Origin of the sequence: Streptomyces sp. KLMMK (assembly GCF_036961605.1) — a bacterium.
Lineage (GTDB): Bacteria > Actinomycetota > Actinomycetes > Streptomycetales > Streptomycetaceae > Streptomyces > Streptomyces telluris.
On the sequence record NZ_JBAMDC010000197.1, the window covers coordinates 1 to 12,343 of the forward strand.

Below are 12,343 nucleotides of genomic sequence, written 5' to 3' on the forward strand. Positions count from 1 at the left end.
ACGGCCTCGATCAGGCGGGCGTAGCCGTCGCCGCCGTGGCCGGCCGCGACCGCCTGCTCGATGGAGGATTTCAGCAGCCCCGGCAGCGCCGGGTCTAGGCCGCGCGATGCGCTCGCGTGCACGAGGTGCTCGATCGCACCGAGGTGGACGTCGAGCGTGGCGTCGTCGCCCGGGTAGACGCCCGCGTCGATCTGGGGCGCGTACGTGCTCATGAAGCCGTTCACCGCGGCCATCCAGCGGATCGCGACAGGGGTGAACGTCACGGCGTCCACCGCGTCGGCGCCCGTCAGCGCCACGCCCTGCAGCCAGCCGCCGAGCGTCGCCCACATCATGCCGAGCAGTGCGGTGTCGTAGAGGGAGGCGGCACCGGCGTCGTCCCCGAGGCCGACGGGCTCGCCCAGGCTCGCCAGGGTCTCCCGGTACCGGGCGAAGGCCTGCGGCGAGCCGCTGCAGAGCAGCATGACGGCCGGGCTGCCGATCCCCGGCGGCGTGGACATGATCGCCCCGTCGAGGTAGCCGATGCCGTGCCCGGCGGCCCAGGAGGCGCTCGCGCGGGCCTGCTCGGGCGTGCCGGAGGTGAGGTTGACGAGCGTGCGCCCGCGCAGCTCGCCAGCCAGGGGGTCGAGGAGGCTGTGCACGGCGTCGTAGTCCGACAGGCAGGCGAGCACCAGGGGACTCGCGCCGACGGCCTCCGCCGCCGTCGCCGCGCGGGCCGCGCCCCGTGCGACGAGGGCCTCGCCCCTGCCCGCCGAGCGGTTCCAGACGGTGGTCTCGTGGCCGGCCTCCAGGAGGGCGCCGGCCAGGGCCGTACCCATCGAACCCAGGCCGAGAACGGTCACCTTCATGGGTGGTTTCTCCCCGTGTGTCACAGAAGTTGATCAAGTGCGACCAGCCTCGCACCGGCCCGGGGGGCCCGACAGTGGCAGAAGTGACGCCCTGCGAAAAATTCCTGCCACGCCCGCCTAGGCTGCTGATCATGAGTGCCGGAACCGTGGCCGTGGCCGTGATCGACGACGACGTCCCCATGTGGGACCTCTACGAGCTGGGGGTGGTCTGCACCGTCTTCGGCATACCGCACCACGACCTCGCCGACCCCTGGTACGACCTGCGCGTGTGCTCGGTGGGCGGGGGCGCGCCGCAGCCCGGCCCCTTCGGGCTCACGCTGCGCACCTCGCACGGCCTGGAAGGGCTGGAGGGCGCCGGCACGGTGATCGTGCCGTCGGTGCCCGAGGCGTGCATCGAGGGCGGGCGCGAACTGCCGGCCGGCCTGCTGGAGGCCCTGCGCCGGGCCGCGGACTCCGGGGCCCGCATGGTCTCCCTGTGCGCCGGGGCCTTCGCCCTCGCCGCCGCCGGCCTCCTCGACGGCCGCCGCGCCACCGCCCACTGGATGCACACCGAGGCCCTCGCGCGCCGCCACCCGCGGGTGCGCGTGGACGACTCGGTCCTCTATGTCGACGACGGCGACGTCCTCACCAGCGCCGGCGTCACCGCGGGCCTCGACCTGTGCCTCCACCTCGTCCGCCGCGACCTCGGCGCCCACGTCGCCAACCAGCTCGCCCGCCGCCTGGTGGTGCCCGCGCACCGGCCCGGCGGGCAGGCCCAGTACGTGGACGTCTCCGTGCCCGAGGCCGGCGACGAGGGCATCGCCCCCGTCCTGCACTGGGCCCGCGAGCACCTCGACCGCCCCCTGTCCGTCGAGGACCTCGCCGCCCGCGCCGGCATGAGCACCCGCACTTTCTTCCGCCGTCTGCAGGCCGCCACCGGCACGACCCCGCTGCAGTGGCTCCTCGCCCAGCGCCTCGGCCGCGCGCAGTCGCTGCTGGAGTCGACGGCCCTGTCCGTCGAGCGCGTCAGCGAGCTCAGCGGCCTGGGCACGGCCGCCAACCTGCGGCGCCACTTCACCTTGCACTTCGGGGTGACCCCGACGGACTACCGGCGGGCGTTCCCGGGGCCGGCGGCCGCGGCCTGACCGGTCCTGCGGCGTTCCGGCGGGAACAATAGGGGCGGGCTCCCTGCTGGGCCGAAGGGGTGAGCCCGGGCTGCCGGCAGCCGCCCCTCCGCCCGCGATCGCTCAGAGCGAACGGCGGAGGGGGAACATCCGCGAAGCGCCCCGCATTGAGTCGGCATAGCTCAACTTGCCTGCCTAAGGGGAGATCATGGCTTCGACGTCCACACCGCTCACCCTGCCCGTGCTGCCCCTCGACGACGAGGTCGTCCTGCCCGGCATGGTGGTGCCCCTCGACCTGTCCGACACCGAGGTGCGGGCCGCCGTCGAGGCCGCCCAGGCCGCCGCGCGGGGCGGCGACAAGCCGCTCGTGCTGCTCGTGCCACGGATCGACGGCACCTACGCGGGTGTCGGCACGCTCGGCAGCGTCGACCAGGTGGGGCGGCTCTCCGGCAGCGGCGACCCCGGCGCGCTCATCCGCGGCGTCCGCCGGGTGCGCATCGGCGCGGGGACGACCGGACCCGGGGCCGCCCTGTGGGTCGAGGGCACCGCGATGGAGGAGACCGCCCCGACTGTTCCCGATGCGAAGACGGAGCTCCCCGGCGCCGTCGCCGAGCTCGTCAAGGAGTACAAGGCGCTCGCCACCAGCTGGCTGCGCAAGCGCGGCGCCTGGCAGGTCGTCGACCGCGTCCAGCAGATCGAGGACGTGGGCCAGCTCGCCGACAACTCCGGCTACTCGCCCTTCCTGACGCTCCAGCAGCGCGTCCAGCTCCTGGAGACCGCCGACCCGGTGGCCCGGCTCAGGCTCGCCGTCGGATGGCTGGGCGAGCACCTCGCCGAGCAGGACGTCGCCGAGTCCATCGCCAAGGACGTCCAGGAAGGCGTCGACAAGCAGCAGCGCGAGTTCCTGCTCCGCCGCCAGCTGGAGGCCGTCCGCAAGGAGCTCGCCGAGCTGGGCGGCGACCCGGAGAACGAACCGGACGACTACCGCGCCCGCATCGAGGCCGCCGACCTGCCCGGAAAGGTCCGCGAAGCGGCCCTGAAGGAGGTCGACAAGCTGGAGCGGTCCTCCGACCAGAGCCCCGAGGGCGGCTGGATCCGCACCTGGCTGGACACCGTCCTGGAGATGCCCTGGAACGAGCGCAGCGAGGACGCGTACGACATCCCCGGCGCGAAGGCCGTCCTCGACGCCGACCACGCGGGCCTGGAGGACGTGAAGGAGCGGATCACCGAGTACCTGGCGGTGCGCAAGCGGCGCGCCGACCGGGGGCTGGGCGTGGTCGGGGGGCGGCGCGGGGGCGCGGTGCTCGCGCTCGTCGGGCCGCCCGGCGTCGGAAAGACCTCCCTGGGCGAGAGCGTCGCCCGCGCCATGGGGCGCAAGTTCGTCCGCGTGGCCCTCGGCGGCGTCCGCGACGAGGCCGAGATCCGCGGCCACCGGCGCACGTACGTCGGAGCGCTGCCCGGCCGGATCGTGCGGGCGGTCAAGGAGGCCGGCTCGATGAACCCGGTCGTCCTGCTCGACGAGATCGACAAGGTCGGCTCGGACTTCCGCGGCGACCCTGCGGCGGCCCTCCTGGAGGTCCTGGACCCGGCACAGAACCACACCTTCCGGGACCACTACCTGGAGGTCGAACTGGACCTGTCGGACGTCGTCTTCCTGGCGACGGCCAACGTCCTGGAGGCCGTCCCGGAGGCGCTGCTGGACCGCATGGAGCTCGTCCGCCTCGACGGCTACACCGAGGACGAGAAGGTCGTCATCGCCCGCGACCACCTGCTGCGCCGCCAGCTGGAGCGCGCGGGCCTGGAGCCCGGCGAGGTCGTCCTGGAGGACGCCGCCCTGCGCAAGCTCGCCGGCGAGTACACCCGGGAGGCGGGCGTGCGGAACCTGGAGCGCGCCGTGGCCCGGCTGCTCCGCAAGGTCGCGGCCCGGCACGAACTGGGCGAGCAGGAGCTGCCGTTCACCATCGGCGAGGAACAGCTGCGCCCGCTGATCGGGCGCCCGCACCACGCCCCGGAGTCCGCGCAGGACCCGGCCGAGCGGCGCACGGCGGTGCCGGGCGTGGCGACGGGGCTCGCGGTCACGGGCGCGGGCGGCGACGTGCTGTTCGTCGAGGCGTCCCTGGCCGACCCGGAGACGGGCGGCGCGGGCCTGACGCTCACCGGCCAGCTGGGCGACGTGATGAAGGAGTCGGCGCGGATCGCGCTGTCCTTCCTGCGCTCGCACGGCGCGGAACTGGAGCTGCCGGTGGGCGACTTCAAGGAGCGCGGCGTGCACCTGCACGTGCCGGCGGGCGCCGTCCCCAAGGACGGCCCGAGCGCGGGCGTCACCATGACGACGGCGCTGGCGTCGCTGCTGTCGGGCCGCCGGGTGCGCCCGGAGGTGGCCATGACCGGCGAGGTGTCCCTCACGGGGCGGGTCCTGCCCGTCGGCGGCGTCAAGCAGAAGCTGCTGGCGGCGCACCGGGCGGGCGTGACGACCGTGATCATCCCGAAGCGGAACGAGCCCGACCTGGACGACGTGCCGGCCGAGGTGCTGGCCGGGCTCGACGTCCACCCGGTCTCCGACGTCCGCCAGGTACTGGCGCTGGCCCTGCAGCCGGCCGGGGCGGACGTGGCGGTGGCGGCGTAGCGGTCGCAGCGGCGCGGGGCCCGTACCTCTTCACAAGAGGTACGGGCCCCGCGCCGTTTTCCCGTTCCGCCGTGGCCGGCGGCTTCCGGTTCAGGTGTGGCTGACGGCCTTGTCCAGCAGGCCGTGCAGGGCGTCCTGCTCCTCCTGCGACAGCCCGGCCAGCGGCGACTCCCGGGCGAGGAGCTCCATGAGCCGCTCCCGCAGCGCCGTGCCCTCGTCCGTCAGGACCAGCTGCTTGGCGCGGCGGTCCGTGGGGTGCGGGTGGCGCTCCAGGAGCCCGCGGCCCTCCAGCTTGTCGATGACGAAGGTCGCGTTGGAGGGCTCGCAGGCCATCCGGTCGGCGAGCTCGCGCATCGTCATGGGGCCGGACAGCTCCCGCAGGGCCGTGGCCTGGGGCGCGGTGAGGTCCAGGACCGCCGCGCGGTCGCGCACGTGGTCCGCGATCCGGCGGGCGAGGCCGTTCACCAGGCCGCAGAGTCGGCGCTCGGCGATGGCGTGGGCTTCCGGGGTGGTCATGACCGCCATCGTAATCGGAACTAACTTCATCAAGCAGTTAATTTTTCAGCTTGAATCATTCAAGTCAGAAGCTTATTGTCGTCGATCAAGGAACCCCGCACCACGAAGAACGGAACCACCCATGACCGACCACGCCCGCCTCCACCGCCCCGCCGGCATCCGCTCCCTGCAGCTCGGCGACATCAAGGTCACCTACGTGCCGGACGGCGCCGGGCAGCTGAGGCCGCGCGGCTGGCTGCCGGACACCACCGACGAGGTGTGGGCGGAGCACCCCGAGTACCTCGACGCGACCGGCAACCTCGTGGCGAGCATGGGCGGCCTCCTCGTCGAGCACGGCGACCGGGCCCTGCTCATCGACGCCGGCTTCGGCCCCGGGCCCCACGCCGCCGAACCCGGCGCCCCCGTGGGGGAGATCAACGGCGGCGCCCTCTTCGACAACCTGGCCCGCCTCGGCCGCACCCCCGCAGGCATCGAGGCCGTGGCCATCACCCACCTGCACAGCGACCACATCGGCTGGTCCGCGCAGCTCGCCGAGGCCGGCGCCGTCCACCTCATGAGCGAGCCCGAGTGGGAGCACCGCCACCTCGCCGGGCAGCACGGCGTGTCCCAGGAGGTCCTCGCCGCCCTGGAGCCCGGCCTGCGCACGGTCGCCGACGGGGAGGAGATCTTCCCCGGCGTCCGCGTCATGCTCACCCCCGGCCACACCGCGGGCCACTCCGCCTACGTCATCACCGGCGGCGGCCGCCGCCTGATCGCCTTCGGCGACGCCCTGCACTCGCCGGTCCAGATAGCCCACCCCGAGTGGTCGGCCGTCGTCGACCACGACGCCCGGCAGTCCGCGGACCACCGCCGGCGCCTGGTGGAGGAGATGACGGAGCCCGGCACGATCGGCTTCGGCATCCACTTCGCGGACGTGGTGTTCGGACGGGTGCTGCGCGACGCCGCGGGGATCGCGTCGTGGGAGCCCGTCGACGCGTGAGCGAGTGAAAGGCGGGTCGGCACGTAAAGAGGCCCCTGCCCCCTTTGCCCCGTTGACGGACGCGAACCCCACCGCTTGCATGGTCCCCGACCAAGCTCCGTGACCGACCAGTCACGTTCGGAGGGGGACCTTTGCGCAAGACGAAGGCACGTTCCAGCAGAGCAGGAAGACGGACCGTCAAGAGCGGAATACCGGGCGCGGCGGCACTGATCGGTGCCGCCGCGCTCATCGTTGCCGGGGCACCCGCCCAGGCCGCGGGCGGTGCCGACGGCGGCCCGGCGGAAGTGATCCCGGGCAAGGGGACCGCCACCCCGGCGCTCGTGGGCGGCATCCGCGAGGCCGCCGCCTCCTCGGGCAGCGCGGCCGACGCGGCCCGCGGCCACCTCGCCGGCAAGCGCGACCGCTACCGCATCGCCGAACCGGCCCGGGACCTGAAGCCCGTGCAGACGCTGAACGCGGGCGCGGCCGAGACCGTGCGGCTGCAGCAGAAGCACCACGGCGTCGACGTCCTGGGCGGCCAGTACGTCGTGCGGATGGAGAAGAAGAACGGCAAGCGCGTCGTCACCGGCACCTCCGGCAAGTACTTCACCGGGCTCAAGGCCGGCACGCAGGCCGAGGTGAGCGAGAAGCTGGCCGCCGAACGGGCCGTCGCCGCGACCCTGCACGACCTCGCCGGCAACCGCCTCGCCAGGAGCGACGCGGCCCGTGCGAAGGGCGCGGCGCCGCAGCAGGCCCGCTCGCTGTCGGGCACCGCGCGCGGCCTTGTCGTCGTCCCCAGGGGCCCCGGCGTCCTCACCCGGCACGTCACCGTGCGCGGCACCGACCCGGCCACCGGCCGCCCCGTGCTGCGCGAGGTCTACATCGACGCCAAGGCCGGCTACCCGGTGCTGCAGTACAGCGGCCTCAAGTCGTTCGGCACCGGCGATGCGGCCGCGCTGCGCGACCGCGCCCGGGGCGCCGCCGCCGGCCCGTCCGAGGCCGCCGCCCGCACCGCCGCCGGCCCGCTCAGCCCCGGCGTCACCGGCTCCGGCGTCAAGTACGACGGCACGACCGTCGAGCTCGGCCTGTACAAGGACACCGCCCGCAACGAGTACGTCATGACGGACTACGCGCGGATGTGGGACTCCAGCAAGAACCTGATCTCCACCTGGGACGCGCGCGGCAAGGACGTCGGCGAGACGAGCGGCCGCTGGCCCGACGGGATCAAGGAGTTCGGCTCCTCGGAGCCCTCCTTCGGCAAGGAGGCCACGGAGGCCGGCGCCGTCGACGCCCACTGGGCCGCGGGCAAGGTCTACGACTACTACAAGAAGGTCCACGGCCGCGACAGCCTGGACGGCCGCGGCATGGCCGTCAACTCCCTCGTGGGCGTCACCGAGTTCGGCGCGCCGCTGATCAACGCCTTCTGGGACGGCACCAAGATGGTGTACGGCGGAGGCGACGAGGAGTACAAGACGCTCTCCGCCGACCTCGACGTCGTCGGCCACGAGATGACGCACGGCGTCGTCGAGAACAGCGCCAACCTCGTCTACGCGGGCCAGTCCGGCGCCCTCAACGAGGCCATCGCCGACTACTTCGGCAACGCCATCGACGCCGACGCCGCCGGCAAGGCCATGGACGACCCGGCCGCCGGCCTGCTCGGCGAGGACCTGTGCCGGACGAAGTCCCCGCGCGAGTGCGCCTTCCGCGATCTCAACGACGGCCACACCACGTCCAAGAACTTCATCGGCGTCGGCTTCGGCTCCGACGGCGGCGGCGTGCACCTGAACTCCACCATCTTCTCGGGCGCCCTGTGGGACATCCGCGAGGACGTGGGCCGCACCCTCGCCGACAAGATCGTCTACAAGGCGCTGACCGAGTACATGACGCCGCTCGACGGCTTCACCGAGGGCCGTGACGCGGTGACCGCCGCCGCCAAGGCGCTCGGTGCCTCCGCCAAGGAACTGGGCGTCGTCCAGCGCTCCTTCAACGCCCACGGCATCGTGGCCAACTGGGAGCAGGCCCTCGGCGTCGACACCGACCTGCTCTCGTCCAGGCTCAACACCGCCGGCACGGGCGCGGGCGCGGGCGGCGGCTGGTGGGCCGCCTCGCGGTCGAACGACGACGGCTCCGAGGCGTACTCCGTCTGGGCCGGCCGTACGGACGGCAGCGGCTCGCCGAAGCTGATGAGCCCCAACGACGGGCGCTACCACGTCCACCCGGCCACCGACGGCAAGACCGTCGCCTGGGTCGCCTACAGCGCGGCCGGCTCCGACGTCCTGACCCGGCCCCTGGCGGGCGGGCCGATCAAGAAGGTGTACGGCACCGCGACCGGTGAGGTCAGCGGCGTGCGCGTCGAGGGCGGCACGGTCGTCATCGACACGGCCGACCCCGTCGGCGGCCGGCACGTCGGCTACGTCCGCACCGGCGACAAGCAGCCCACCTGGGTGGACGGCGGCCGCGCCGAGGTGGCCACGGCCCTGCCGTCGCTGAGCGGCGGGAAGGTCGCCTACGCCAAGCTCTACCCCGAGGGCGACGACTACGGCATCGGCACCGAGGTGCTGGACCTGAAGACCGGCACCAGGACCCTCATGGGACAGCTGGGCAAGCCCGAGTCGATCGGGCAGACCGGCATCAACGCGACCGGCGTCTTCTGGCTGGCGGACGAGGCGACCGGGGACCAGGGGCAGGTGGCCGTGCGCCGCGCCGCGTTCGACGGCACCGGCGTCAAGGACCTCAGCAAGGAGACGGGCGCGGACGCGCTGCACGCCTCCGACCTCACGGTCTCCGAGAGCGCGGTGACGGTGACCGCCGAGGTGCCGGACATGACGTACCGCAACGAGACGCTGGCCAAGCTCTGGCAGTTCGCGGCCGACGGCTCGTCCCGGGCGCGCGTCTCCTGCAACCGCGGCGAGCAGACCTCGGCCGCCGCGGCCGGCGGCAAGCAGGTGGTCTGGATCGACGGCACCACCGGCACCACCGACCTGGTCACCCGCACCCGCCCGGCGGGCACCTGCGGCTGACCCGCACCTGCGGCTCCATCCCCGCGTGACAGCAGTACCGGGCCCCCGGCGCCGATGTGCCGGGGGCCCGTCGTCCGGCCTCGCGGTCCGGTGGGGCGGTCCGGCGGGCCCTGGTCAGCCGTTGGCGAGCGCCTGGAGCCGGCTGTACGTGCCGTTGAAGCGGTTGTGGTCACCGACGGTCGGTCCGGTGTCGGTGTACTGCCAGATGGTGTGATAGCCCCAGCCGGAGGGGAGTTCACCGGCGGAGGCGCCGTAGCGGGGGATCCACAGGGGGTGGGTGGAGGCGAAGCCGCCGTAGTTGCCGGTGCACTGCTTCCACCAGTTGGTCGAGGTGTAGATGATCGCGTCGCGCCCCGTGCGCGCCTTGTACGCGGAGAAGAAGTCCCTGATCCAGCCGATGAGCGCGCTCGCACTCATCCCGTAACAGGTGGGGCCGTAGGGGTTGTACTCCATGTCCAGGACGCCCGGCAGCGTCCTGCCGTCCTTGGACCAGCCGCCGCCGTGCGTGGCGAAGTAGACGGCCTGGGCGGCGCCGCCGGAGTTGTCCGGCAGGGCGAAGTGGTACGCGCCGCGGATCATGCCGGCGGCGTACGAGCCGTTGTACTGCTGCGCGAAGTACGGGTTGGTGTAGCTCGTGCCCTCGGTCGCCTTGACGTAGGCGAAGCGGTTCCCTGCGTTCCAGAGGCCGGCCCAGTTGACGTTGCCGTTGTGGCTGGAGACGTCGACGCCTTCGACGGAGGCGGCGGCCCGGGGTGGGGGAGGGGTGCCGGGGCCGGGGTCCTCGTGGGCCCGCAGGGTGGAACCGAGCCAGTCCCGCTCGGGGTGGGCGGGAGGTTTCGCGTCCTGCGCGGCGGCGGGCAGGGCGAGGAGGCAGAGGGCGGACAGCAGGGACGACAGGAGGAGGGAGAGGACCGAGAGGGGGGACAGCGGGGAACGGGTGCGTAACGCCGTGGGGGATCTGCGGCCCGTGCGGCCGGATCTGTGTCTGAACGCGACCATGGCGTGCCTTCCAGAAGGGTCCGTGGGGGGGAGTACCAATGACGCGCCGGCGACGCGAGGCATTGGTATGGCCATGTCATAAATGACGTTATGGGGACGGACGCGCCAGGCATAGGGGGACGCGGTGCTGCCGTTGGTCTAATCCTGCGAAATACTGGCGGAGCTGCGGTGAAGACCGCGAACGGGAAAAACTTTCAACAACCGGAAACCCGGAGAGGGCCCTGACGTGCACCAGACGACTACCCCGCCCCCCGAGGAGGGCGGGCCGGGCGCCGCGGACAGCAGAGGTGTGGACCAGGCCTACCTCTCCCTGGAACGCGAGCTGGCCGTCTTCCTGCGCCGGGCCCGGGCGTCCTCCGGTGAGATGGCCCGCGCCGTCCACCCCGAGCTGGAGGCGGCGGCCTACGGCCTCCTCGTCCGCCTGGAGGACGCGGGGCAGCAGCGCGCCACGGACCTCGCGGCGTACTTCGGCGTCGGCAAGGCCACGATGAGCCGCCAGCTGCGGGCCCTGTGCGAACTCGGCCTCGTCACCCGCGAACCGGACCCGGCCGACGGCCGCGCCTCCCTGGTCCGCATCACCGAGGAGGGCCGCGCCCGCTTCACGCGCGTCCGCGACGCCCGCCGCGCGCAGTACGTACGCAAGCTGAACGACTGGGACCGCGGCGAGGTGGCGGAACTGGCCCGGCTGCTGCACCAGCTGAACGCGAGCGCGGAGCAGTAGCCGACCGGTTCCGGAGCCCGTCGGCCCCGGAATCCGCCGGCCCCGGAATCCGCCGGCTCCGGCCGGGGCCGGGGCCCGTCAGAGTTCCACGTACACGGCCGCCGCGTCGTCGTGCCGCTTGCCCGGCAGCCCGCCCTGCGGGCCCCTTTCCGCGGTGCGTACGCGGTCGATCAGCTCCTGCGGCCCCTCCTTCGCCAGGACCGCCAGGCAATCCGTCCAGTCCCCTTCCCGGAAGACTTCGACCCACCGCGCCGCGCCGTCCGTGAGCGCGGCCAGCGCCCGTACCTCCGCCCGTGCGAGCGAACCCGTCACCGCCCGCGCGGCCACGCCCGGATCCGCCGCGGCCGTGAAGAAGCCGCCCTCGGCGTTGCGCGCGGCGTCCGTCACCGGCCCCAGTGCCCGCAGGCGTTCGATGCGGTCGTCCAGGACGGCCGTCACCGTGCGGCCGGGCGACTCGACGAGCAGCGCGGAGTCGGAGAGCACGAGGTACTCCACGCGCGCGTCGTCCCACCGCGCGACGACCACCGTGGCCTGCGGCGTGCGCCGGTGCGCGAGGTCGCAGGAGTCCCGGTGGGCGTCCGTCGTACGGGAGACGGCCGCCGACAGGCATTGGCCCAGCGTCAGCTCCCGTTCCGCCACGGCTAGTTCGAGGAGCGCGCCGCCCAGCCGTGCCGTGAACCACGGCACCCCGTGCACGCAGCCGGTCTCTCCTGAGGGCGGCGGCGTCACCCCGTCGAGCAGGACCAGCGCGCCGCCCTTACCCGAGGCGGGCAGGGCGACGGATACGAAGTCCTCGTTCGGGTGTCGGATATCCCCCGGCCGAGTGGCGAGTTCGATGCGCATGGGGCCAGTGTGCCGGATGCCGGAAATCGACGGAGGCACGTGCGCATCCTGTCGGCGACCTCCGCGTTGCTTCAGGTGACGTGCTGACCTGGCACGTGTGCGATGAGTGAAGCAGGCCGATTGTCAATCTCCCATAGAGATTCACTCCTTCGAGTGGCCGGGCGGTCGATGGGCACTCCCGCCCCGCAGAGGTGCTGAAAGGGTCAAATCAGTACCAGGGGTGGGACGAGAAAAGATTGTGAGCACCGGTGCGGAAGAAGCGGCTTGGGGGCGGCGGCGGACGGAAGCCGCGGGCCACGGCGGTGCCGGAGCGCACCGCCCGCGTACGGAACCGACTGACCGCATCCGTCGCGGTCATCGCCCTCGCCGTGCTCGGCGCGAGCGCCTCCGGCGTCCGCGAGGCCTGGCGCGACCTCACGGAGGCCCGACGCCTCGTCGCCCTCGCCACCGCCGACGAGTCGGCCCTCGCCCTCGCGCACTCCCTGGCCGACGAGCGCGACGCCATGGTGCAGTACGTGGCGGGAGGGCGCGCCGACTCCACCGGCGCGGGGCTCTCCGACCGTCAACGGGTCGCCCTGGACCGGCAGATCGAGCAGTTCCGGCCCGATGCGCCCGCGCCCGTCCGCGAGCTCCTCGACGCCCTCCCGCACACCCGCCGCGAGGCCTACTCCGGCAAGGGCGACGCCCTGGCCGCCTTCACCGCCTACACCGC

The 12,343-nt window shown here is 73.3% G+C and carries 10 protein-coding genes; 6 read left to right on the forward strand and 4 right to left on the reverse strand.

The features are described from left to right. A partial coding sequence (locus V7793_RS23925; protein ID WP_336009746.1) for an NAD(P)-dependent oxidoreductase occupies positions 1–845 on the reverse strand: 845 nt, incomplete at its 3' end. A 146-nt stretch (positions 846–991) separates the two neighbouring features. Between V7793_RS23925 and V7793_RS23930 the strand changes: the two genes are divergently transcribed. Both V7793_RS23930 and lon read left to right on the forward strand, forming a co-directional pair. Continuing rightward, entirely contained in the window at positions 992–1,969 is a 978-nt protein-coding gene (locus tag V7793_RS23930) for a helix-turn-helix domain-containing protein (RefSeq protein ID WP_443057979.1), read from the forward strand. A 187-nt stretch (positions 1,970–2,156) separates the two neighbouring features. Continuing rightward, entirely contained in the window at positions 2,157–4,574 is a 2,418-nt protein-coding gene (gene lon, locus V7793_RS23935; protein ID WP_336009752.1) for an endopeptidase La, read from the forward strand. A gap of 90 nt (positions 4,575–4,664) precedes the next feature. On the opposite strand, the gene V7793_RS23940 is transcribed toward lon, so the two are convergent. Continuing rightward, on the reverse strand, positions 4,665–5,090 hold the full coding sequence (locus V7793_RS23940) for a MarR family winged helix-turn-helix transcriptional regulator (protein ID WP_336009754.1): 426 nt from the start codon (positions 5,088–5,090) through the stop codon (positions 4,665–4,667). A gap of 121 nt (positions 5,091–5,211) precedes the next feature. Here V7793_RS23940 and V7793_RS23945 point away from each other — a divergent pair, with 121 nt between their 5' ends. Beyond that, positions 5,212–6,069, forward strand: coding sequence for an MBL fold metallo-hydrolase (locus V7793_RS23945; protein ID WP_336009756.1), 858 nt, complete (start codon positions 5,212–5,214; stop codon positions 6,067–6,069). Positions 6,070–6,200: 131 nt separating this feature from the next. Continuing rightward, a complete protein-coding gene (locus V7793_RS23950; RefSeq protein WP_443057978.1) occupies positions 6,201–9,068 on the forward strand; it encodes a M4 family metallopeptidase in 2,868 nt (955 codons plus the stop codon). A gap of 114 nt (positions 9,069–9,182) precedes the next feature. On the opposite strand, the gene V7793_RS23955 is transcribed toward V7793_RS23950, so the two are convergent. Then, positions 9,183–10,067: a lysozyme gene (locus tag V7793_RS23955; protein ID WP_336009759.1), complete on the reverse strand. Its 885-nt coding sequence runs from the start codon at positions 10,065–10,067 to the stop codon at positions 9,183–9,185. A 226-nt stretch (positions 10,068–10,293) separates the two neighbouring features. Between V7793_RS23955 and V7793_RS23960 the strand changes: the two genes are divergently transcribed. After that, positions 10,294–10,788 (forward strand): MarR family winged helix-turn-helix transcriptional regulator, encoded by a 495-nt coding sequence (locus V7793_RS23960; protein ID WP_336009761.1) that lies wholly within the window; start codon positions 10,294–10,296, stop codon positions 10,786–10,788. 78 nt (positions 10,789–10,866) lie between these two features. Here V7793_RS23960 and V7793_RS23965 read toward each other — a convergent pair whose 3' ends face one another. After that, the gene (locus V7793_RS23965) at positions 10,867–11,631 is read right to left on the reverse strand and encodes a hypothetical protein (RefSeq protein ID WP_336009764.1); all 765 of its coding nucleotides are present in this window, start codon (positions 11,629–11,631) and stop codon (positions 10,867–10,869) included. 248 nt (positions 11,632–11,879) lie between these two features. Here V7793_RS23965 and V7793_RS23970 point away from each other — a divergent pair. Continuing rightward, on the forward strand, positions 11,880–12,343 hold a 464-nt coding region (locus V7793_RS23970), incomplete at its 3' end, for a nitrate- and nitrite sensing domain-containing protein (protein ID WP_336009766.1).